Genomic DNA, 23407 nt, shown 5'->3' on the forward strand with positions numbered 1-23407 from the left:
CTCAGTCCTCCACTACCATGTACAGGTTGTAGCGGTAGTCGGTGATGACCATCTCGTCGTTCATGGTCATCGGGAACCCATCCATGAACGGGATGTTGATCCGCACCGCTTCCTCGTAGCCATTGTCGCCGTTGAAGGTGCGCGCCAGCGGGGTGCTGCCCGCGGTGTGCAGCATCACCCAGTACTCGCCGGGCATGATGGTCGTGGCCCCCACGTCGAACTCGTTGACCCCGTTGGCGTAGAGGGTGACCGCACCGGTCTGGGCGATGCGATCGGCCGGGCCGACGCCGTCGTGGGTGTAGAGCGCCATGCGCACGTCGACCCCGGCCCCGCCGGAGATCACCGCCAGCCGCCGGACCACGCGCTCCTCGAACACCTGGAAGCGGAAGCCCAGCTGCACCTGGCCGTTGACCAGCGCGGTGCTGCCAAAGTCGTTGAAGAAGCCGACCGGCAGGCCGCAGTAGGTCTGGTCGTCGGCACACGTCGCCATGGGACTGCAATCGCCACAGGCACAGCCCTCGGACGGGCCGCAGGCCAGGCCGTCGCACGCCAGCTCGCAAGGATCGACGGGACCGGTGGTGTCGGTGTCCGTGGTGCCGACGCTCGTGGTGCTGTCGGCCGTCTCGGATGGATCGACCGTGGTCGTGCCCGTGGTCATGGGGTCCACGGTGGGATCGGTGGTCATGCTGGTCGTCGTCGGCGGCGCGGTGGTGCTCGTCGTCGACATCGAGGTGCCCTCGGTGGTGCTCGTCGTGCCCGAGGTCGTGGAAGGATCGAGCATGGGAGGATCCTCCTCGAAGCAACCACCGAGCAACGCACCCAGCGCCAACGTCACCGGGAGACCGAGCCGACCAAGCGAAAACGAGCGTACGAGCATGGACGACTGGAGCTTACCGCTGCGCCCGGGGGCGCCGCTACACCACCACGTCGAGCGCACCGGGCAGCACGTCGAGCACCCGGGGCACCACCTGCAGCGCCTCGCCGTCGACCATCACGTCGATGGCCTCGCTCACGGACAGCTCCACCCGGACGGCCTGGCACGTGGTCACCGCAGGGTGGTGGACGTGGGTGCCCCCGAAGATCTTGGGGAACGTTGCCAGCAGGCTCAGGCGTCCCATCTCGCCCACGCGAATCACCGCGATCTTGCCGTCCGAGGTGTCGGCGTGGGGGGCCATCATCATCTTGCCGCCGGTGAACTTGCTGTTGTTGAACGACGAGAACACCTGCAGGGCCTCGTCGAGCTCGCCCTCGTCGACCCGCATCGGGTAGCCGCGGGCTCGCAGCCCGGCCACCGCTGTGATCACCGCGAGCACGTAGCCGAATTCGCCCCAGCGCTTGAACCGACGCGCACGCAGGCCGTTGACGTCGGCGACGAAGCCGATCGACAGGATGTTGATGTAGTGCAGCGCGCCATCGGCATGCGTCAGGCGGATCACGTCGCACGGGCGACGCGCTCCCTTCGACAACGCCTCGATGGTGTGCTCGGCGCCCTGATCCGTGAAATCGCGCAAGAACGAGTTGCCGGTCCCCAGCGGGAGGAAGCCGAGCACGGGGCGCTCGGTCGAGCCGGTCGCGGCGGGGAACAGGCCGTTGACGACCTCGTAGCCCGTGCCGTCGCCTCCCACGGCGATGAAGCGGCGGCGGCCCTCGGCCCACGCCGCGCGGACCAGCTCGGAGGCCTGCCCCGGACCGGAGGTCTGCGCGGTATCGACCTCGATTCCGGCCTCGCGCAGGCGCTCGAGCGCGGCGGGAAAGTGCTTGCCACAGCGGCCTCCACCGGCGGCAGGATTGATCACGGCGAGGTAGGCGTCGCTCATGCTGGCGGCTGCGAGTCTGCCCGAACGCGCGCGCGCACGCCAGGCACGAGGCGTACGTCGTCGAGAGGCGCACGAGAGTCCTGGCAAGGATGGCGAGGGCGTCGTCGCAATCCCAAGACGACGCCCTCGCCCATGCGATGCGTGACACTCGGTGTGGATCTCGCTCAGACCATCGTCTCCTCCTCGCTGGGCAGGCGTGCCCGGGGGGGAGCCTGCGGGCCCTGGGGAGGATCGAGCTCGACGGTGACCTCGTAGGCGGAGTCGTGGGCGGGAGCGCCGAGGAACGAACTGCTGGGGCAGGGCGCGAGGCAGGAGATCGGCAGCGGGGGTTGGGGGTGATGACTCATCATGTTCCTTCTATCGGCCACCGGAGCGTGGCGTTGCAGGGTTGGCGAGAGAATTTCGGCCGGCGGCGATCTCCCGAGTGGTGACGGTGCGAGCCGTCGGCGCGGCGCGGCGGAGCATCCACGGCTTGCGTCGGCACAGCGGGGGCAGGTAGGCACCCGCGTCGTTCTCGGCCCAGCGCAGGCGCATCACGCCGCGCAGGCAGTGCTGGTGCGCCTGCAGGAACAACGCGAACGCAGCGTCGCGCATGACCACGTGGGGCAGGTGGTCGGTGCCCTCGGAGAGCACGAGCAGGTGCATGTAGAGGGCCGCACCGGCGTAGAACCGCAGGCGACGGATCGGGCGCAGCTCGAAGTCACCGAGCTGCCCCAGCGCGGGCAGCAGCGTGGCGAGCCGCTTGGCCGTTCGCAGCGCGGCACGGGCCGAGCGAGGGACGTCGATGTCGACCGGTACCTCGACGCTGGCGGGCACGCGCAGCAGCTCGGGCTTGACGATCTCGAACGAGCGGGCCAGGCCCAGGGGACCCGCGTGATTTCGGGTGGGCTGGTTGGCGGAGAGGCGGGCCGAGGGGAGGACGGAGGAGCGGGAGCAGGGGCGAGACATGCTGCTCCTTCCATCGGCCACCGCGACGCGGCGTTGCAGGAAATCGACGATCTTTTTCCAGGATCATCGAGAGCGGGCGCTCGAGGTGCGAAGAGCCCACGGATCCAGCTCGCGCGAGATCCGCGTCACCACCCTCGGTGGCCACCTCCCGGCGTGCCTCACGAGGCGGGCAACGCCGGCGAGCCGCGAAGGATGAGCCACAGCGACACGGCGATCGCGGCGACCTGCGGGAGCGTGAAGTAGACGGCCAGGGCCTCGGGCGAGAGCGGAGGCAAGAGCGTCACCACGGCCCACAGAGCCAGCAGCGCCAGCCCGCCGCGCATGGTCCGGACCTCGGTGGTCAGCAACGTGATCGCCCAGGCGAGGGCAAAGATGACGTAGCCCGGGGCAAACGGACTGCGGAGCGCCGTGAGGAACAGCAACGCCATCCATGCCAGCGCCCGCGAGGTGAGCGTGCCCTCGACCGGCGCACGCTGACGTCGTCCGATCACGACGGCCAGCACCACGACCACGATCGTGACGACGCGGTTGATCCACCGCGCGAGCGGCCATGGATCGCCCACGTCGATCCCGATGAGCCCGAGCTTGAAGGCCACGCCCGACGGCGACTGATTGACGGCGATGCTCTCGGGGTGGCGGAGCATGACGGAGAACGCCTCACCCGAGCTCAGGCGCGGCAAGGCGTAGCTCACCCATGACTCGAGCGGATCGAGCCCGTACACCAGCAGCGTGGCCACCAGCATGAGCGCCCCAAAGCCCGCGGTCCACGCCACGGCCCGCCAGCGACCTCGTACGAGCAGGATCACGCCGAGGATCCCCGGAGAGATCTTGGCCATCGTCGCGAGCGCGAGCGCGAAGCCACCGAGGGCGGGTCGGTCGACCTCGAAGGCGAGCATTGCCAGCACGGCGGCCACGACCACGGCCGCCTGTGCGTTGCCGACCTGGAGCAGGACGAGCACGGGCAGGCTGGCAAAGAACAGCGGCGCGAACAGGAGCGCTCGATGCCACCTGGCCCCGCCGAACGAGCGCGCCGCCAGACCCAGCGCGAGCGCGACCAAGAGCCCGTTGAGGCCAAACCATGCCGCCCGCTGGGCGAGGAAGTCGCCGCGCATCGGGGCCAGCAGCTCCGCGACCAGGAGAAAGGGCGGCGGATAGAAGAACGGATCGATGTCGAACGGAGAGAACGGGGTCTGGGGCCGAGCCTCGGCCTCGAGGTCGATGGGCCAGCGCTCGGCCCGATAGAGGTCGTCCACGCCGTCGCGGGCCATCTCACTGGCGCGCACGTAGGCGGTGAGGCACGAGTGCCGCTCGAGGAACTCGAGCCCGGGTACGACCTGTGCATCGGTACGCGTGGGATCGGCAATGAACACGCTGACGCGGGCCACCTGCACGACCGAGATCAGCGCCATCACCACGTAGGCGATCGTCAGGACGCGTCGGCGTGACGCGATCCCATCGAGTGCCGCCGGCAGTCGGGCCGGAAGCCAGCGCGACAGCATCACCGTGGCGCCCGTCACCGCCACGAGCGCGCTCGCCCCGGACATGCCCAGGCCGAGCGCCAGCACCAACACGACCCCGACGAGGCCCGTGGCGCCCCACGCGGGGTACGGCCTGGCGTGTTCTCGCATCGCAACGACGAGCCAGCCCGTGAGGGCGATGACCAGCGAGCAGACGGTGAGCACCGAGCCGCTTGGACGGCTGGCGAACAGGCTGGCGAGCGGGCGGTCGAGTCCCTGGGCGATCACCGGCGCGAGCAGCAGCGCGACGAGACCGGTGAACAGCCAGCGCTCGAGATTGCGGCGGATGGGGGCTGGCATGGGGCTGCGCCTCGGCTCGCGAGGTGCCTCATTATCACGGATGGCGCGACTCGACGGGGCACCGCGCCTCGACGGCCCTCATCCCAGCAGGTGCGCGTCGGGACAGTTTCCATCGGCCCGTCAAGGCCCCTCACCCCTCGTCGAGCCCCCGCACCGCCTCGTCCCGCGCCTTCCCCCGCAGCCGCTCGGCCAGCTCGCCCCGCTTGACCTTCAGCGACGCCGTCGCGGGGAACTCCTCGCGCTCCACCACGAACGCCGACAGCCGCTTGAAGTCCGGCAGCCTGCGGTTGCGCGTCCGCAGCTCCTGCAGGCACTCGTCGCTCGGCCAGTCGCCCTCGGGCCGCAGCACCACCAAGAGCTGCTCCCCGATCATCGACCCGCGCGGCCAGATGTAGTCGGCCGCGAACACGCAGTACTCCTCGATCCCCGGCAGCCCCTCGAACACGGCCTCGATGTCCTCGGGGTAGATGTTCTTGCCCCCCTCGGTGACGATCATGTTCTTGGCGCGCCCCATCAGCCGAAGGTGCCCGCTGATGTCCAGCGAGCCGAGATCGCCCGTGCGCAGCCATCCGTCCACGATGGCCTCCTCGGTGAGCTCGGGCGCGTCGAGGTAGCCCTTCATCACGGTGGGCCCACGCACCCACACCTCGCCCACGCCGGCCTCGTTGGCGTTGCGGATCTCCACCTTCACGCCCTGCACCGCCTTGCCCACGGTATCGCTGCGGAACGGCTTGAGATCATTGACCGTGATCACGGTGCTCGCCTCGGTGAGCCCGTAGCCGATCACCACCGGGATCCCCAGCTCGTAGAAGAACTCGGCGAGCTTGCGATCCACGAAGGTGCCGCCCGCGAAGATGTACTTGAGCTTGCCGCCCAGCGACTCGTGGATCGGCCGCAGCAAGGTGCTCGAGAGCCGGTGGTTGGGCGCCTTGCGGGTGACGATCTCGTTGGTGCGGATGAGCCCGTCCACCAGCTGCCGCTGCCAGCCGGGAAGCTCGTCCAGCCGCTCGCGGATCCGCTTCTCGAGGTTCTTCAGGATCGAGGGGACCAGCGCGATGTGGGTGATCCCGTACTTCTTCATGGTGGCCCGCAGGAACTGGGGCCGCAGCGTCCGCTGGTGCACGATTCCGCCGCCCATCAGCAGCGGCACGATGAACCCCACCATGAAGTCGATGGCATGGTTGGTGGGCAGCACCGAGAAGAAGCGCTCGTCCTCGGCCAGCGGATAGAGGTTGCCGAGGATCTCCGCCTGCGCGAGGTAGTTGCCGTGGGTGAGCATGCAGCCCTTGGGCGTGCCCGAGGTGCCCGAGCTGTACACGATGCAGGCCACGTCCTCGCGGCTGCGCTCGCAGTAGCGAAAGCTCCCCGCGGGCTCCTGCTCCCAGCGGCGGGCCGGCCCGAGCTCGGCGCCCTCGGGCGCCTCGGTCACCAGCACCAGCGTGCGCTCGAGCGCCGCGCCCCGCTGCTGCTCGCGCTGCAGCTGTTGCTCGCGCTGGAGCTTGGTCCACTCGCCGTACTCCGTGACCAGCACCCGCGGCTTGCAGTGCTCGAGCAGCTCGAGCTGCTCGCGAGCGGTGAGCTTGTAGTCGATCGGCACCAGCGCGGCCCCGGCCCACAAGGCCCCCAACCCGCTGAAGATCCACTTGCTCTGGTTTTGCATGACGATCGCGCAGCGATCGCCGGGCTGCAGGCCCTGCTCCTGCAAGAGCGCCGCGAAGCGCTCGGCCTCGGACCGGAGCTGCGCGTAGGTCCAGCGCCCGTTCTCGCGGTGGCGCTCGGCCTCGATGAGGGCCTCGTTGGACTTGAAGGTCACGGTGGCGTCGCGGATCGCCTCGCCCACCGATTGGATGCGGCTCAGTTGAAGCATCGGTCAACTCACTCCGGGAGAGCACGAGGAGGACTGGGAGTCGAAGGAGCGGCGGGCAGCGGCCGCACCGTCTGCTCGAGCAGGGCCCGCAGCCGCTCCCCGGCGGCACGGGAGCGTTGCCCATCGAGCACGAACACCAGGAACCATCCGAGCACCAGCGCGCCGAGGAACACGGCCACGGCGATCGACTCGATCCCCAGCTTCCACGAGTAGAGCGCCCGCACGGCCAGCGCCAGCGCTCCCGCGGCCGCGGGGACCCCGAGCGCCATCGCGAGCACCGGCCAGCGCTTGCGCGCCGTCACCCGCAAGAGATCGCCCCGCGCGGTGCTGCGTAGCTCGAGCCGCAGCGAGGGCGAGCGCCACACCCGACCCGAGGGCAGCTCCTCCCAGCGCCCCGACTCGCCCCGCTCGTGCGCCAGCCGGCTGGACAGCTCGGTCCGCTCGTCGTCCGACAGCGGGCGCAGCAGCTCGCAGCGCACGACCGTGGCGAGCAAGCGCGACTGCAGGTGCGACTGCACCCGGCTGTCCTCCAGCTCGCCGAGGGCCTGGTCGAGCAGGTCGACATCGAGACCGGTGTCGCCTGCGATCCGCTGCAGCTCCTCGCGCGTCACGCCCACCGTGCTGCGCTCGCGCGCCACCTGCAGCTCGGCCGTGCGCGCGAGCGCCAGCTTGGCTTCGGTGGGGCTGTAGCGCTCGGTCATCGCGAGGGTCCATGCGCGTGGGTTCCAGCGGGTCGACGTCGCTCGTCGCTAGCGCCGCTTGTCGATCACGGCCGCCAGCCCTCCGAAGGTCTTGACCCCCTGCAGCTCGTAGTCGGGGATCTCCACGTCGAACTCGAGCTCGAGCTCGCTCATGAGCTCCGCCGCGGCAAAGCTGTCGATGCCGAGGCTCTCGAACACGTCGTCGTCGGCCTTCAGCGCGTCGGCGTCGGCTCCGTACTTCTTGGCGGCAAGGCGAATCAGTCGATCGAGGACGTCGGTCATGGCTCGGGTCTCTTCGGGGGGCTCTGCTCGGGATGGGCGCTCACGGCAGGTACGGCCGCGGGTCGTCGCTCTCCACGAATTTCTTCAGCGCGAGCTTGAGCACCGGTCGCTGGGCCAGGCGAATGAAGTGCTCCTTTTCCTGGGCGAGCTCCTCGACCGGCAGCGGCTTCATGAAGCGCTTGCAGGTCTTGGCCGCCTCGCGATCGAACTTGGTGGCCTGGCGCGCGGTGGCCATGGCCGCCCGCAGGCCCTCACCCGTGGGCACCATCTGGCTCACCAGGCCGATCTGCTGCGCCTTCTTGGCGTTGATGCTGCGACCGGTGAGCAACAGATCCCGCACCACCGCGTTGCTCACGTCGCGGCGCAAGCGGGGAATGCCGCCAAAGCCCGGGATGATCCCCAGCCGCAGCTCGGGGAAGCCGAAGCGAGCGCTGCGCTCGGCGATGAGGATGTCGCAGGTGAGCGCCAGCTCGAAGCCACCGCCGAAGCAGATCCCGTGGATCACCCCGATGGTGGTCAGCGGCAGCATGTCGAGCCGATCCATCACCGAGTGGATCCGATCGATGAACTCGCGCAGCGCGTCCTCGTGCTCGCGCTCGGGTCGCTGGCGCAGCTCCTCGTAGAGCTCGCGCAGGTCGGCCCCGGCCGAGAATCCGCCGCGCACCGTGCTGCGAATGACGAGCGCGTGGGCCGACTCGGTGTCGACCTGATCGAGGAAGCGCTCGAGCGCGGCGAGCATGGTGGTGCCGATCTCGTTGCACGGCTCGACACCCAGCCGCAGCTCGTACACCCCCTCGATCAGTGACCACTCGATCATCGTGCGCTCCCGCCCGCGGGCTAGCTGGCCTCGGTGCCCCCGCTGGCCTTGGCGCCCCCGCTGGCCTTGGCGCCCTTGGTGGGCTTGGCGCCCTTGAGTCGGGCCACCTCGGCATAGAGCGCGTCGATCTGGGCCTTGAAGTGATCCTCGATCACCCGTCGCCGCAGCTTTTGGTTGGCGGTGAGCAGCCCGTTGTCCACGGTGAAGGCCTCGTCCGCCCGCAGCGCCCCGCGAATGCGCTTGTAGAACGGCAGATCGGCGTTGACCGCCTCGATCGCCCGATCGACTGCCTCCTGCGACGGCTTGCCGGTGACGATGATCGCCACGTGGGCGCGCCCATGCCCCACCAGCATGCACTGCTCGGCCTCCGGGCACGCCGCCATGAACTTCTCCTCGATGGGCTCGGGCGAGATGTTGTGGCCGGACTCGGGAATGATGAGGTTCTTGATGCGGCCGACGATCCGCAGGTTGCCCGTGGCCTCGTCGATCTCGACCTGATCTCCGGTGTGGAACCACTGGTCGCGAATCGCCGCCTCGGTCTCCTCGGGCTTGCGCCAGTAGCCCTGGAAGATGTTGGGGCCCTTGACCAGCAGCTCGCCCTCTTCACTGACCTTCAGCGCCTGGCCCGGCAGCGGCACGCCCACCTTGCCTGCCTCGACCTTGTCCGGGTCGTCGAGCGAGACGATGCCGGTGGTCTCGGTCAAGCCGTAGGCCTGGTAGACGGGGATGCCCAGCATCTGGAACCAGCGCTGGGTGTCGGCCGACAGCGGCGCCGAGCCGGAGATCAAGAACTCGAGGTTGGGCCCGATCTGCTGCTTGATCTTGCTGAACACCACCCGTCGACCCAGCTCGAGGGCCACGGTGTCGAGCAGCCCCATGGTCCCGGCCAGCGACCGTCCGTGGGCCTGCACCGCTCGCTCGTAGATCTTGAGCCCCGCCCCGCCCCGCTCCCGGAGCTTGGCTCCCACCCCGTTGCGGATCCGCTCGAGCACGGCCGGCACGTTGAGGAAGTAGTTGGGCTTGGCCACCGCCATCTCCACCACCAGGTTGTTCAGGTCGGTGGACATCATCAGCGGGTTGGGCCGCGACATCTGCGTCCACAGCATCATGCGCGAGGCCGCGAAGCAGAACGGCAAGAAGTGGAACACGCGGTCGGGGCCGGCCTTCCTCGGCGGCCCTCCGATCTCGTCGCCGGCGGCGCCAGAGGCCTTCCCGCCCACCACCCGCGCGATGCGAGCGATGGTCTGGGGGATCATGTAGTCGATGTTGGCGCGCGACAGCATCACCCCCTTGGGCTCACCGCTGGTGCCCGAGGTGTAGATGATCGCGACCGTGTCGTCCTCGGCGCGCGGGTGCAGCCCCTTGGCCGAGGGCGACGGCTCGAACAACGCCTCGAAGTCGAGCACGGTGCAGCCCTTCGACCCACCATCGGCCTCCCACGCCTCCATCACAGGCGCCGCCAGCTCCTTGGTCGCGGCCAAGAGCAGGCGCGGCTCGGCCGAGCGCATCATGATCGCCAGCTCCTTGGGATCCTGGCGGTCGTAAAGCGGCACCACGATCGCTCCGGCCGCCAGCACCGCCAGGTCGGCGGCCACCCAGCGGGTGGAGTTGGGGGCCAGCAGCGCCACGCGGTCGCCGGGCTGCAGCCCCGCTGCTTCCATGGCCGCGCGGGCCCGCCCCACCAGCTCGAGGATCCCCGCACCATCGGTGCCCACGAGCGACGTGCCCCGAACCTCGATGAGCTTGGTCCGCTCGGGCTGCTGCTCGAGGTTGTCGAAGATGCGCTCGAGGAAGCTCATGCGTACCGCTCCATCAGTCGCTCGAGCGCGGGCTCCAGCGACGGCAGGTGAGCTTGCCAGGTGCGCGGCAGATCACGGCGAGGGAACTCGGGATACACCCGGCACAGCTCGTCCATGAAGTCGATGCCCATCTGGCCCATGAGCGCGAGCTGCTGCGGGATCACCCGCCCGATGTCCTCGGAGATCTTCTCGCTCTCCGCCTCGAGCCTCAGCAAGATCGCGAGCACCTTCTCGCCCAGCCCGTCCTCGTCGACCTCGAGGAACAGATCGGGGTGGCCGCGATCGTTCATGAGGTTGCGGATGCGCTCGTCCATGGTGACCCCGGCCGAGGGCACCAGCCCCGGCATCGAGGTGACGATGGCGTGGAAGCGCGAGCTGACCATGTACGAGCAGTTTCGGAGCACCGAGACCAGCTGGTACATGTCGTAGTCGTCGCTGATGAAGCAGGGCACGTTGCCCAGCTCTCGAAGGCGCTCCGCCATCGCATCGCAGGCCAGGCGATCGACCCGCTCCATGCCGACCATGATGGGGAGCACGTCGCGGCCCTTGCAGAACTCGCGCACCGCGAAGGCCAGGCCGTCGAGGTAGCGCTCGTACTTCTCGTCGGCCTCGACGGAGCTGTGGTGGAAGTAGATCGAGCGGTAGTGCTCCTTCTTGAACTGCCCCGCCAGCGTCTTGGCGGCCGCCTTGCCCAGGTCGGGCTTGACCGGCCACCAGAACGGGTTGATCGGGCACACCACCAGCACCTTCTTCTCGCCGTCCCAGCCGCGCTCGCGCAGCAGCTGTGCGCCTTCGGCCAGCGGAGCAGGCTCGAAGGTCCACGCGGTGTCGGTGCCCCCGGTGGTGCGCACGCCCAGCCGACCCAGCACGTCGCGCGACGGCTCGTTGCGGCACTGCACCAGCGCGTGCTTGCAGTGGCGCTTGACGAAGTCGCGCAGCGCCGGCGACATCGCGCCGGCCTCGGCCCCGTAGCCGACCGCGAGCTTGTTCTCCACCGCCGCCATGCCCAGCGCCCCCGCCATCATGGTCGACAGCGCCGAGGCGAACTTGCTCTTGAACATCGAGCCCTCGCACGCGACCACGCCGTGGTGCTTGGGGCACTCGTCGAACAAGAACTTGGGGAACAGCACCGGCATCTCGAGCTGCCGCACGGCGCGGAAGTAGCCCGCCGTGCGCCGCTCGTTCAGCGTCATGATCGACAGCTCGAGCTGATCGTCGCCGATGACGTGGCGGAACTGGCGGATCATCTCTTCCACCCTCACGTCGGCGCCCGTGTTGCGGGTGCCCACGTAGCCGGCGAGGATCAGCTTGAGGGGGTTGCCGGGCGCCCAGGTCTCCTGGTCGATGTCGAGCGCGCGCCTTTGGGCCGCGAGCTCGATCATGGCGTTCATCGCCTCCATGAGCACGCGATCGGGCTCGAGCGCGTCGCTCAGGCGACCGAGGATCCCGGTCTTGAACAGGGAGCCGCTCTTGAAGAAGCTGGCCATGGCGTCATGCCACCTTTCGCAGCCGGGCCTGCGCATCGTCGGGCCACGGGCGATAGGGGTAGGTGAAGCGCTCGCGCACCGCAAAGCGCAGCAACGGATGGGCGTACTCGGGGAACGGCCGCGGTCGCTCCCCCCCGAGCTCCTCGACGACGCGGGAGTTGTCGAACACCGTGTCGTAGGTGAGGTAGGGCCAAAACACCTTCATCAGGGAGGCGGCGGGGGCAATGCCGTACTTTCGCGGGGCGCTCATCGCCGCCTCGATGCCGGTGGAGAACGCTCGGCCGAGCCGCGGGGCGAACACCACCGTCGGCTTGTGTCCCGCGTCCTTGAGCGCCGCCACGATCTCGCGATAGCTCGGCGAGGCCATGCCCGCGCTGAGGTTGTAGGCGTCGTAGCGGGGCTGCTCGGCCATGTGCACCGTGATGATGCCCTTGGCCACGTAGTCGGCCGGGCAGATGTCCATGCGCCAGTCGGGGTCCAGGGGAAGCACCCGCATGTAGGCCAGCGCCGCGAACGCCCGCACCATGTCGAACTGCGTGGTCTCGGGGAAGCGGCTGTCGCCGAGCACGGTGCTGGGGCGGAACACGGTCTGCGGCACGTCGGGCAGCAGCTCGTGCATCATGTGCTCGCAGAACTTCTTGGTGCGCGCATAGGGGTCGTAGTCGCTGCGGTTCCAGTCGATGGTCTCGGCCTCGGTGACCACCTCGTGGCTGCGCTCGCCGGCCACCGCCACGGTGGACACGTCGGAGAAGCGCCGCAGCCCGTGGTGATCGGCCGCCGCCCGGGCGATCTTGATGATCTCGAGCGTGCCCCGCAGGTTGACGTTGAAGCAGGCCTTGGCCGACTTGCGGTTCAGCGAGGCGGCCACGTGCAGCACGCTGTCGGTCGAGCGGATCAGCCGATCGCGCGCCTCGTCGTCGAGCCCCAGGCTCGGGGTGGTCAGATCGCCGCGGTAGATCTCGATGCGCGGCAGCAGCTGCGCGAAGCGATCGAAATCGGGCTCGTGGAGCTGCAGCGACTTCCACAGCCGCTGGCGGGCCTCGTCGTCGCTGCGCGCCCGCACCAGCGCCGCGATGCGCAGCTCGGGCCACCCGGTCAGGAGCCCGTGCGCCACGTACGAGCCGATGTAGCCGGTGATCCCGGTCAGGAACAGCGCCATGGTCAGCCGGTCTCCTTCTCGAGCTCGACGGCCTCGCTTCCGGCCCCGGGCGGCAGCGCCTCGCGCAGCTCGAACGGCACGACCGGCTGGTAGACCTCGCGATCCTTGTTCTCGAAGGTCGGGAAGCACCAGCGCCGCAGCCCCGGCATGTGCACCTGCAGCCAGTAGCCGCGCCACTCGATCGACTCGGGCTCGAAGCGCAGCTCGGGCTCGATCACCGGGTGTCGATCGACGGCCCGGCAGATGAACACGCAGTAGTGGTCGTGGGTGAACGGCTGGAACAGCGCGAGCACGTCTTCGATCTGGCGCAGCCTTCGATTGGAGCTCTCGGTCTCGGTGGCGAGACGATCGGCGGCCTCCTGCAGCTCCGAGGGGATCTTCTCGGGCAGGCCGTTGCGCAGGTAGCGGGTGAGCTGCCCCAGCACGCTGCGAATGTTGCCGAGGTTGAGCACGTGATCGGGATCGGCCGCCAGCGCATCCCAGCGCGACAGGATCACCTTGTGCAGGGCGCTCTCGCCGTGCTCCTTGAGCCAGCGACGGTGCCCCAGAGCCGACAGCTCGGTGAGGCGATCGATGGGCAGGAAGTTCCGGTCGGACGAGCCACACTGGTAGACCGGCGCGTGCTCGCCCCGCATCACGGCCGCGCCGGCGATGAGCAGCGCCTTGCAGACCATGTCGACCGGGATCACGTCGAGCGGGTTGCCCTCGCGCGCCGGGATGTGGCGAAACCACGTCTTGGCGAGGTAGACCAGCGGTCCCGAGGTGTTGAAGCCCTCGTTCCAGCCGGCAAAGGGATACTCGACCGCGCTCTCGACGATGGCGGGCCGGAAGATCGCGAACTGCTCGGGCGCGAGGCGATCGAGCAGCAGGTACTCGGCCAGCGCCTTGGTGTACGTGTAGGTGTTGGGCCAGCCCAGCTCCTTGGCGCGGTCGGTGCCCGCGGCGGCCATGGTCTCGCGCAGGCGCTTGCGCTTGAGCCGGCCCACCATGTCACGGATGCGGCGCTCGTTGGCCCCACCCTTGCGATCCTCGAGCCGCTTGATGACGTCCTTGTGCAGGTGTGCCTCGACGTCGGGCGACTCGTTGTCGAGCTCGGTACGCTCGATGATCCGGCGCATGTACGCGAGCTCTTCGCTCGCGTCGATGGGCTCGCCGCTGGGCGCGAGCGGCTGCACCTCCTCGGGGATCCGGCCGTCTCGCTGCCCCGCCACGTAGCAGGTGCTCACGTGCACGAGCTTGGCCTTGGCACAGCTGCGCACGAAGTCGGCCACGTGCACCGCCCCCATCACGTTGGTGTCGGCGGCGTCGCGCAGGTCGGGGTTGAAGTCGACCAACCCCGCGAAGTTGATGATGAGGTCCACGCTGCCGCGCAGGCGCTCGGCAACCTGCGGCTCCATGCCCAGGTCGGGGCGGCTGACGTCACCGGCCACCACCTCGAGGCGCTGCGAGACGTAGTCGGAGAGGCGCTCGCCGAGCTGCTCGTGCAGCGGCGCGAACACGTGCCCCTCGTTGACGAGCTTCTCGAAGCGCTCCTTGACGCCACGGCCCTTGCCCCGCAGCAGCAGGGAGATGCGCCCCACGTTGGGGATGCGCTGCAGGACCATGGCAAGCCACACCTTGCCCAAGAAGCCGGAGCCACCCGCCACGAGGACGTGGCGACCCTCGTAGGCCTCGCGGATCGAAATCGGAGCCCCCACCCTCCTGCTCCTTCCTCAGGCGGTGTAGTCCACCACGGGCCAGTCGGCTTCCTTGGCCGCCTTGCGCAGGGTGTGGTCGGGGTTGACGACGCAGGGCTGGCCCACCGCCGAGAGCAGCAGCAGGTCGGGCCCGTGGCCCGCGTAGGCCACCGAGCGAGAGAGGTCGATGCCGTGCTCGGCCGCGTAGGCCTGCACCCAGCGCCCGCCCTCGTAGCCGCCGATCACCGGCTCGAGCAGCTTGCCGGTGGCCTTGTGGTCCTTGTACTCGAGATGGTTGCAGCAGAGCTCGTCCACGCCCCGGAAGTACTTCTCGACGGCCCGCTCCATGATCTCGGAGATGCCCTCCGAGATCACCACCACCCGATGGCCAGCCGCGCGCGACTTCTTGACGAGCTCCACGCCGCTGTCGAGGACGTGGTCCTCGAGCATGTCCTCCACGTACTCCTCTGCGAGCACGTCGATGCGGTCGGAGGTCATCTCGCGGTAGGCGAGGTGGGCGATGCGGTTGCCCAGGCTACGGTCGTTCTGGCCCAGCAAGCCGAACACCGGAGCCGCCAGGGCTGCCTGCCCGAAGCGGAACGCCCGCTCGCGCAGGCCCGCCCGCTGAGCGGCCATCCAGGTGGCGGCATGCACCACTCCGCGCGAGATCAGGACTCCCTCGGCTCGAAAGAAAGCCGCACTGCTCTTGTCGCTCATCGGCGTCGTCCCCCGAACCGCCCGTCCCTCCGCCGAGTCGCCGATTTTCGGTGTTATCGGCACCTGAGCGGCCAACTGACCGCTCGGAAGGGAACGGGCGAGCGGGCGCGAGTCTACCCAGATGCACCGGCTTGGCAAACGCGCGCCCTCACGCAGGAACGCGCAGCGCAGTGGTGATCGCAGCGATCCCTCGGGTGCGCAACCACATGCGCACCCCGAGGCCGCTCTTGGTCGTGGTGTCGGCGCAGACGCCCAGGTAGAGGAATCGCAGGCTCAGCGGGGCCGCCGAAGGAACTGCACCACCGCGTGCACGAAGCGTGAGCCATTGTCCTCGAGGTGCGCCGCGTGATCGCCGTTGGCCACGATCACCCAGGCACGATCGGGAGTACCGAGCAGAGAGAACAGCTCGGCCTGGTTGGCGACGGGCGCATAGGGGTCGCGCTCGCCGTGGATCACCAGGGTCGGAGTGTGCACCGCGGTGGGGTCGAGCGCGGCCCACTGCTCGTTGGCACGCCAGTCCATGCGCACCGGGTCGGCCGCGAGAGCAGCCTTCACGAACGCGTCGATGCCCGCCTGGGAGATCGAGCCAGGGATGATGAAGTCCTCGGCCGCCGCCTCGGCGGTGGTGGCCGCCATGGCGGGCGGTGGCAGGGGCACGGGGTCGGGCGGGTACTCCTGACCGGGCCGTCGCGGATAACCATAGAGGATGAGCGTCGAGAGCAGGTCAGGGTGCTGCTGGGCGGTGAGCTGCGAGATCAACGAGCCGAGCGACCAGCCGAGCAGTGCGGGCGGGGGCTGGCCAGGGTGCTTGGATCTCACCCACTGCAGCACGGCGGCGAGATCGGCCACGGCGCGTTCGGTCGTGAGCCAGCCGGTGTCGTCGCGCGGGGTGTCACCGTAGCCACGCTGATCGATGGCGTAGACGGTCAAGCCCTCGGCCACGAGCATGTCCATCAGCGAGCGCGTCGGCACGGTATCGATGCCTTCCACCCGTAGATCGAAGTCGGGTCGCGCGCTCCAGGTACGACCGTGAACGAGCACCACCACGCCCCATGGTCGCTCGGCGTGCTTGGACCACACGGTGATCGGGTGCCCCTCGACGTCGACTTGCGAGCGGGTGAGCGGGGGCGCGAGCTGGGCAGGCGGGGACGCGGCGGTGTGCTCGGCCTCCGTGGCCGCGGCCGCAGGCGGGATGGCGGGCGCGGGCGCGGGATCCTTGGGCACGCAGGCGCCGAGCAGGGCCAAGGCCAGCGTGACGGCAGGGAGGCGTCGGGACGAGCGAGCGGTGAGCAGCACGGGGGCAGTATCGCGAAGAGCGTCACGCGTGGCCAGGGTCGGATGAGCGGGATGGATGGAGCACGTGTCACGAGTTTCGAGATGTCCCGGGAAGTCCCCTCACTGACACAAACCATTGATGCACGCGCCCACCTCGGCCTCGCACGGCTGCCCGCACCCACCGCAGTGCATCGCATCGACCTGCACGTCGACGCACACCCCATCGCAGGCGGTGTCGGTGAGACCTCCGCAGATCGCCCGCACCACCACCCCGCCCTCGCCCTCGTGCCCCTGCGCATCCACGAAGCGCACCACGAACGGCAGCTCCACCTCCCGCTCGAACTCCAGCGGCCAGCGCTCGTGCACGTCGCTCCAGGTCACCATCGATCGCCATCGACCGGCCGACTCCGGCTCCATCGCCCCGTAGCTCGCGGGCTCCCCCGGTCCGAAGAGCTCACCCTCTCGCACGTCGTCATCGGGATCGCTCACCACCGCCGTGACCACCACCGCCTCCCCCTCGCGCAGCACGAGCACATCGATGCCCACGTCGATCACCTCGGGCCGATCGCCCGGACCGGTCGAGACGGCACCGGTCGAGACGGCACCGGCGCTCGCGCTGGTCTCGCCGCCCGTACCCGTGGGCCAGCCCGCGCCCACTGACGGAGGCTCGCCGCACGCAACGGACACCGTGCCCAGCGAGAGCGCGAGCACGAGCACCAGCCTCCCTCGCCGCGATGCGCTCAGCATCCCACCACGTGAACTCGCTTGCCGCGGTGCTCCACCTCGCGATGGGTGAGCCGCTCCGCCCACGAGAGCGTCGAGCGCAGGTCGAACATCACCAGCCACCCTTCCTCCACGCCCAACCGGTCGAGGTACCTCCCGAGCTGCTCGAGCGCCTCCTGCTCGGTCTCGGTGTCACGCCGCAGCTTGACCTCGATCGCGTGCCGCCGTCCTTCCCACTCGATCATGAGATCCAGCGCCCCGCGTCCCAGCCCGTACTCTCGCTCGATCCGCCCGCCGCCGTTGACCACGCGCTGCAAGAACGCCATGAGCATCAGGTGCGGCCCGGCCTCGAGGTAGCGAAAGCCCTCGGCGGCGAGGTGGCCATCCTTGCGCCAGAACACCTGCCAGTCGGCCATCAGCTGGTGCATGTCGAGCGAGCCGTCGGGTCGCACGTACCACGCCGGCTCGTTGGCGATCTGCCCCTGGCGTACGTGGGTGAGCGCGCGGGGCAGGACCTCCTGGTAGATCGGATTGGCGATGACCCACTTGCCCTCTCGCCAGCGCAGCAGGCCCAGGCCCACCGCGTAGGCGAAGTCGTCATCGAGCACGTCGGCCTCGGTCGCTCCCCCGGTGAGCATGGGCGCGAGGATCCGCTGCACCCGATCCTCGCGCAGTCGTCTCACCAGCGAGTCGATGTGGGTACGCCGCTCGATGATGATGGTCTCCTTGGCCGCGTCGACGTGCTCGGCCGTGAGCTCCACCGCACGATCGGTGACGTCGCGCCGCACGATCTGATCGGCAAGCGCATTGGTGAGCCACGGATGCCCCTGCCCCAGCTCCCAGATCCGCGCCACCGCCTCGGGGTGGAACCGCTGCCTGGTGACCGCACGGTGCTGCTCGAGCAGCTCGCCGACCTCGGCCTCGGAGAACGGTCCCAGCGTTGCCGCCTCCGCCGTGATGTTGAACGGCGAGGTCGTTCCCAGCCACGTCAGGGTCTTGCGATCCTCCTCCCGCAGCGCGTAGTCCCGCACCTGCCGCTGTCCCACCAGCACCACGCTGGCCGGGAACGGCGCCTTGCTGCGCTCGATGTAGCCATGCCGCAGCTGGGTGAGGAACGAGACCATCGACTCGCCCACCAGGCCATCCGCCTCGTCGAACAAGAGCACCAGCGGCAGCGGGGAGAGCCTGGCGAGCCGCTTGAGGTAGGCCAGGAGCGCCCGGTCGGGCGTGGCCAGCATGGCGGCGATCTCGCCGGGCTGGGGTCGCGATTGCTCGGGATGGCGATCGGCGAGCGCATCGTCGAGGATCGCCAGGATCACCGTCATCGCCCGACCGACGTCGGGCTTCTCGCGGGCCGTCTCGAGATCGACCCACACCGCACGAAACCGACCCATGGCCCCGAGGTGCTCCTCGAGCCACATCGCGCTGGTGGTCTTGCCGGTCTGGCGGCCCGCGTGCAGGGTGAAGTAGCGACGTGCTTCGATGAGCGCGAGCACGTGCCCGAGCCGCCGCTCCGGAGGCAGCATGTAGTGCTCACCCGGGATGCACGGGCCGGAGGTGTTGAAGAACGGGAGCATGAGGGCGCGCGAGCCCCCGTAGCCTAGCACCGGGCTCGTCGTCGGTCGCCGGGAGCCAATTCGGCTGTCATCGGTCGGGCATGATCGGGCATGATCGGGCATCGTCAGGCGTCGTGCTCCCATCGATCATCAGCGTGGCCCTGGTGCTCGCCGGGGCCTCCGGCTTGGCGCCCGCCGCCGATCGCTCCGCGATCGCCAACGGCAACGCGGCCATGGAGTGCCAGTGGCCCACGGTCGTGTCGTTCCGCGCCAACGAGGACAAGTGCACCGGGATCCTCGTGCACCCGCGCGTGATCGTCACCGCCGCCCACTGCGTCGAGCACTCGCCCGCGGGGGCCATCCGCTTCGGCGAGGAGAGCCAGCCCGCGGCGTTCATCGTCGACGCCGAGCGCTGCGGCTTCGATCCCGAGTTCGCGCGCACGCGTGCTCCCTCGAGCGATGTGGGCTACTGCGTGCTGGAGGAGGCCGTCGAGGACATCCCCCCCACTCCGCTGCTCATGGGCTGCGAGACGGCATGGCTCCACCAGGGCATGCCCGCGGTGATCGTGGGCTTCGGCATCACACCGACCAACGACCTGTTCGGCACCAAGCGCTATGCCTTCACCGTGCTCGACAGCGAGCTGCGATCCGACGGCACGGTGTGGGTGGGTGACCAGGAGGTCAACGCATGCCTGGGCGACTCGGGCGGCCCCGCGTTCGTGCAATCGCCCGCGGGCACCTGGCACATGGCGGGCGTGCTGACCCACGGACCCGAGTGCGGCGAGGGACCGATGCTCTACCGGTCGCTGTACGATCGCATCGCCTGGCTCGAGACCGAGACCGGCTTCGACCTGAGCCCCTGTCACGCTGCGACGGGCGAGTGGGCACCTGGACCCGAGTGCGAGTCGATCGCCGCGGCTCCGCTCGCTCACGGACCGAGCTGGGCCGAGCACTGCGCAGGCGAGCTGGCCGCGGCGCCCGAGTGCCCGGCCGTCGACGCGACCACGGGAGAGGACGGCTCGTCCGAGTCGGGCTCGTCGACCGAAGCCGACACACAGGCCGACGGACCTCGTGAGCCCGACGGCTGCGGCTGCCGAGCGCACCACGAACCTCGCGGCGCGCCGGCCTGGCTGCTCGGCCTCCTTGGCCTCGCTAGGCTTAGTCGACGATCTCCTTGGCCTCGCCGGCCTTGGTCTCCACGGCCACGCCCTCGGTGTCCTGGATGATCGTGAACTCGATCCGCCGGTTCTTGGCGCGTCCCTCGGGCGTGTCGTTGGTGTCGATCGGCTGATCGGGGCCGAAGCCCTGGGTCTCGATGCGATCCTTGTCGATGCCGCCATCGACCACCATGTAGCGCTTGACCGCCTTGGCGCGCCGCTGCGACAGGTCCACGTTGTGGCGGTAGGGCCCGCGCGAGTCGGTGTGCCCGGTGACGCGCACCCGCAGCTCGGGGTACTTCTTCATCACCTCCACCGCCTGATCGAGCTGGGTCTTGGACGAGCTCTTGATCGTGTCCTTGTCGGTGTCGAAGGTGATGCCCTCCATGATGCCGGTCAGGTCGGCGAGCTCCGGCGGCACCTCGTCGGGACAGCCATCGCGATCCTCGAAGCCGTTGCGCGACTCGGGATCATCGGGACACTTGTCGACCGGGTCCGACAGCCCGTCCCCGTCGCGATCGTCGATGCAGACCTGCGGGCAGCCGCGCGGGGGCACGCCGAACACGTCGACGCAGTAGTCGTCGCGGTCGAGCACCCCGTCGCCGTCCTTGTCGCCCGCACCCGGCCGCGCCTTCTCGGCCTCTCGCTCCTTCTTGCGGCCGAGGGTGAGCGACAGGCCCAGCAGGATCTCCGGGCTCGACGTGAGCCCATCGCCCACGCCCACGCGGTTGCTCACCACGTCGCGGATGTCGAGGCGCAGCTGGATCCAGCGGTTGATGTAGAACTTGGCGCCACCACCAAAGTGGATCGCCACGTCCTGGTCGGCGCCCAGGCCCATCGGCACGGCCTCGCTGGACATCCCCAGCACCCCGGTGCCCACGAGCAGGAACGGCGTGATGCTCCACAGCCCGAGCTGCGCCACCAGGTGCCCGCGCACGGTCCAGGCGGTGGCCCGGCCGTCGGTGTCGAGCGTTCGCGTGGGCATCACCCCGCCCTCGAGCTCGACTCCGAGGAAGCGCGACGGATAGTACCCCGCGCGCCCCCCCACCTCGGGCGCAACCACCTTGAGCAGCTGCAGACCGACCCCGGGCATGTTGGCCAGCGAGGCGTAGAGCTCGAGGTGGCGGCTGGGAAACCACACGCCGCCGTAGATCCCGACCTCGGCCATGTTGCGCTGGGGAGCCCAGCGGTAGATCCACTTGTCGTCGTTGCGCTCGCGGGTCTTGCCGGGGTCGGTGTAGCGCACCGACGTGCCCTCGCCCTCGCCGCTGGAGTCGGCGTCGGCCTCGGCCGAGCCGCTGGCCTCGGCCGTGCCGCCCCCTGCCTTGGCCTTGCCGCCGACCTTGGCCTTGCCACCGGCCTTGCCCTTGGGCTTGGCTGGCTGCGGCTCGGCCGCGGGCTCGGCGGGCCCCGGGGGCGCAGTGGTCTCGGCGGGCCCCGGCGCGGTGGTGTCGGCGGGAGGCTCGGGAACGGGCTCGGCCGCGGCCACGCTCGGCATGGCGAGCGCCGCCGCAACGATCCAGGGATGCATCGTGCGGGCCATGGGAGGGCGACTAGGACTCACAAGAGCACTCGAGGTGGATGGAGACGACGCCTTCTTGGATGGCGTCACAGGCCGAGCCTTGCAGCACGAGGGTCATCTCGTCGGGCACGGACCAGCCATTGGGATCGTCGTAGGGAAAGGATGAATCGTTGACCGTCACGCCACACGAGGGCGCGAGCGCAGCCGGCAGCGGGTCGGCGAGCGTGAACTCGCAGGGCCGCAGGCCGGCCACGATGGCCTCGAACGCCGCGAGCAGCGAGTCGGTGTCGTTGGCCACGTAGAACGGAGCATCGGGATCGCCCGCCTGCGCCCCCACCCCGGCGTTGGCGAGGTCCTGCAGGTGCTCGGCCGCAACGTCGGGACCCACGCTGATCACGAACGTACGGATGCCTTCGGCATACGCGGACGCCACCGCATCGACCGCGACCCCGCGAACCTGATCCTGCTCGCCCTGGTTCATGGGCTCGGGAATGGCACACGTGTCGGGCTCGCCATCGGTGGCGAGCACGATGACCTTGTCGCCCTCCCAGGCGTCGGCGAGCAGCTCGGAGGTGATCTGCTCGATCGACTCGCCGGTGGGCGTGTCACCGCCCGGCATCTCGGCCGCGAGCAACGTGGAGATCTCGTCGCGCGCGTCGAGCTGCGGCGCCAGCGACTGCACCTGCGGGCAGCTCATCGGCGTGGGGTTGCTGTAGAGCGAGGCGCCGAAGCGAATGCTCGACTGCAGCTCGGTGACCACGCCCGACGGGCCCACCAGGGTGTCCTCGACCGCCTCCCACCGCGACACGCCGCCGAAGTCCTCGTCCATGCTCCCGCTCTGATCGATGACGAGCTGGAAGGTGGGGACTTGCGGCAGCAGGACCTCTTCGAGCATGGGGCAGCCGCCACCATCTCCGCTGCCCACGCCCGTGTCATCGACCGTGCCGTCGACGGTCTCGGTGGCCGAGCCCGACGCCGACTCGCCCTCCGTCTCGGTCGCGGTCGCGGTCGCGGTCACGGTCACGCTCACGCCCTCGGGGCAGCCGTGCTGGGCCAGCCCGTCGTCGAAGCACGACTCCGCACAGCCGACCATCGACATCGGCACGCAGATCAGGGAAGCCGCCAGCGCGAGACCAGCGAGCGCGCGGTGTTGTTGGTGGTCCCTCACCCGAACCAGAGTGGCCGAGTCGTCGCCGCTTGACCAGCACCATCGTAGGACGGATCGGCAGGGCGCCGCGGCCCCTCGTTCTCTTGGTGAGGCGGACCATGGTCCGCGCACCCCGTTGCCAACCGCCGCGGTTGGGTCACCGCTGGGGGCCGCCGCCCACGGCCGACGTCGGCGTGACCTCGAGCACCTCGACCACCAGCTTGGCCGCAGCCCCTTGCGCTAGACCGAACAGCAGCGGGCCCACCAGGGGAACGGCCATCAACAACGTGAGCGGCGCACCGAAGCCGACCAGCGCGGAGCGATGGGCGTCCACGAACGCTCGCTGCTGATCGAACGGCAAGCCAAGCTTGTCGAGGTACGGATCGAGCAGCTCCCACGCCAGCCCGCGGGCGCTGAGGTAGCCCTGCAGCACGGGGCCGAGCACCTGCCCGACCACCGGGATCAACGACAGCAGGAATGCCAGCAGCGTCAGTCCCAGGAACATCAGCAGGCGCAGCACGGCCGCCGCCACCGAGGCCGACAGCGGCAGCCCGGGGCTGCCGGCCAGCTGCTCGGCGCGCGCCGGATCCAGCACCCGCATCGCGGCCAGGAACACGCGCTCGCCCAGGAACGGAAGCAGCAGGTTGACCAGCAAGAGCGACAACAGCGGCGCCGCGAGCAGTACCGCCACGATGCCGAGCCCGCGTGCCACCCACAGGGCGATCGCCATCCACCACGAGGTGTCGTCGTCGATGGGTAGCAGGTGGAGGATGGTCCAGATCCCACCCGCATCGATTGCGGTCATGGTGACGAGCAAGACCAGCGCCAGCTGTAGATAGGTACGGCGCAGCTCGGGGCTGCGCGTGGACAGCCGCAGCCCGCCGAGGGCCGCGCCCAAGCCGGCCATGAACCGCTGACGGGAGGAGGAGTGGGCCATGGG

The 23407-nt window shown here is 69.5% G+C and carries 21 protein-coding genes; 1 reads left to right on the forward strand and 20 read right to left on the reverse strand.

Annotated elements, in window-relative coordinates; all coding sequences use genetic code 11:
* Position 1 precedes the first annotated feature (1 nt).
* From OEB96_RS36105 to OEB96_RS36185, 17 genes are all read right to left on the reverse strand, one after another.
* A complete protein-coding gene (locus tag OEB96_RS36105; protein WP_266221425.1) occupies positions 2–781 on the reverse strand; it encodes a hypothetical protein in 780 nt (259 codons plus the stop codon).
* Between the two features lie 133 nt (positions 782–914).
* On the reverse strand, positions 915–1817 hold the full coding sequence (locus OEB96_RS36110) for a diacylglycerol/lipid kinase family protein (protein ID WP_266221426.1): 903 nt from the start codon (positions 1815–1817) through the stop codon (positions 915–917).
* A 164-nt stretch (positions 1818–1981) separates the two neighbouring features.
* The gene (locus tag OEB96_RS36115) at positions 1982–2167 is read right to left on the reverse strand and encodes a hypothetical protein (protein ID WP_266221427.1); all 186 of its coding nucleotides are present in this window, start codon (positions 2165–2167) and stop codon (positions 1982–1984) included.
* 7 nt (positions 2168–2174) lie between these two features.
* Entirely contained in the window at positions 2175–2765 is a 591-nt protein-coding gene (locus OEB96_RS36120; RefSeq protein ID WP_266221428.1) for a hypothetical protein, read from the reverse strand.
* 158 nt (positions 2766–2923) lie between these two features.
* On the reverse strand, positions 2924–4582 hold the full coding sequence (locus OEB96_RS36125; protein ID WP_266221429.1) for a glycosyltransferase family 87 protein: 1659 nt from the start codon (positions 4580–4582) through the stop codon (positions 2924–2926).
* A 130-nt stretch (positions 4583–4712) separates the two neighbouring features.
* A complete protein-coding gene (locus OEB96_RS36130; RefSeq protein WP_266221430.1) occupies positions 4713–6449 on the reverse strand; it encodes an AMP-binding protein in 1737 nt (578 codons plus the stop codon).
* A gap of 8 nt (positions 6450–6457) precedes the next feature.
* Positions 6458–7150 (reverse strand): hypothetical protein, encoded by a 693-nt coding sequence (locus OEB96_RS36135; RefSeq protein ID WP_266221431.1) that lies wholly within the window; start codon positions 7148–7150, stop codon positions 6458–6460.
* A gap of 48 nt (positions 7151–7198) precedes the next feature.
* Entirely contained in the window at positions 7199–7432 is a 234-nt protein-coding gene (locus tag OEB96_RS36140; protein ID WP_266221432.1) for an acyl carrier protein, read from the reverse strand.
* A gap of 40 nt (positions 7433–7472) precedes the next feature.
* Entirely contained in the window at positions 7473–8249 is a 777-nt protein-coding gene (locus tag OEB96_RS36145; RefSeq protein ID WP_266221433.1) for an enoyl-CoA hydratase/isomerase family protein, read from the reverse strand.
* A 20-nt stretch (positions 8250–8269) separates the two neighbouring features.
* Positions 8270–10048 (reverse strand): AMP-dependent synthetase/ligase, encoded by a 1779-nt coding sequence (locus OEB96_RS36150; protein WP_266221434.1) that lies wholly within the window; start codon positions 10046–10048, stop codon positions 8270–8272.
* Entirely contained in the window at positions 10045–11535 is a 1491-nt protein-coding gene (locus OEB96_RS36155) for a polysaccharide pyruvyl transferase family protein (protein WP_266221435.1), read from the reverse strand. Before OEB96_RS36155 ends, OEB96_RS36150 begins: the two co-directional genes overlap by 4 nt.
* Positions 11536–11539: 4 nt before the next feature.
* Entirely contained in the window at positions 11540–12694 is a 1155-nt protein-coding gene (locus OEB96_RS36160; RefSeq protein WP_266221436.1) for an SDR family oxidoreductase, read from the reverse strand.
* Between the two features lie 2 nt (positions 12695–12696).
* Entirely contained in the window at positions 12697–14391 is a 1695-nt protein-coding gene (locus tag OEB96_RS36165) for an SDR family oxidoreductase (RefSeq protein WP_266221437.1), read from the reverse strand.
* Positions 14392–14406: 15 nt separating this feature from the next.
* On the reverse strand, positions 14407–15087 hold the full coding sequence (locus OEB96_RS36170; protein ID WP_266221438.1) for an HAD family hydrolase: 681 nt from the start codon (positions 15085–15087) through the stop codon (positions 14407–14409).
* A gap of 273 nt (positions 15088–15360) precedes the next feature.
* Positions 15361–16383, reverse strand: a complete 1023-nt coding sequence (locus OEB96_RS36175) for an alpha/beta hydrolase (protein WP_266221439.1) — start codon at positions 16381–16383, stop codon at positions 15361–15363.
* A gap of 99 nt (positions 16384–16482) precedes the next feature.
* Complete coding sequence (locus OEB96_RS36180; protein WP_266221440.1) at positions 16483–17073, reverse strand: hypothetical protein; 591 nt, start codon at positions 17071–17073, stop codon at positions 16483–16485.
* Between the two features lie 29 nt (positions 17074–17102).
* Complete coding sequence (locus OEB96_RS36185; RefSeq protein WP_266221441.1) at positions 17103–18692, reverse strand: ATP-binding protein; 1590 nt, start codon at positions 18690–18692, stop codon at positions 17103–17105.
* 83 nt (positions 18693–18775) lie between these two features.
* Between OEB96_RS36185 and OEB96_RS36190 the strand changes: the two genes are divergently transcribed.
* Positions 18776–19867, forward strand: coding sequence for a S1 family peptidase (locus OEB96_RS36190; protein WP_266221442.1), 1092 nt, complete (start codon positions 18776–18778; stop codon positions 19865–19867).
* On the opposite strand, the gene OEB96_RS36195 is transcribed toward OEB96_RS36190, so the two are convergent.
* From OEB96_RS36195 to OEB96_RS36205, 3 genes are all read right to left on the reverse strand, one after another.
* Positions 19800–21341, reverse strand: a complete 1542-nt coding sequence (locus OEB96_RS36195) for an OmpA family protein (RefSeq protein ID WP_266221443.1) — start codon at positions 21339–21341, stop codon at positions 19800–19802. The genes OEB96_RS36190 and OEB96_RS36195 overlap by 68 nt on opposite strands.
* A gap of 10 nt (positions 21342–21351) precedes the next feature.
* Positions 21352–22419 carry a vWA domain-containing protein gene (locus OEB96_RS36200; protein WP_266221725.1) on the reverse strand — a complete coding sequence of 356 codons (1068 nt, stop codon included), beginning with the start codon at positions 22417–22419 and terminating at the stop codon, positions 21352–21354.
* Between the two features lie 205 nt (positions 22420–22624).
* Positions 22625–23404 (reverse strand): EI24 domain-containing protein, encoded by a 780-nt coding sequence (locus OEB96_RS36205; protein ID WP_266221444.1) that lies wholly within the window; start codon positions 23402–23404, stop codon positions 22625–22627.
* Positions 23405–23407 lie beyond the last annotated feature (3 nt).

Source organism: Paraliomyxa miuraensis (genome assembly GCF_026337845.1).
Classification (GTDB): Bacteria; Myxococcota_A; Polyangia; order Nannocystales; family Nannocystaceae; genus Paraliomyxa; species Paraliomyxa miuraensis.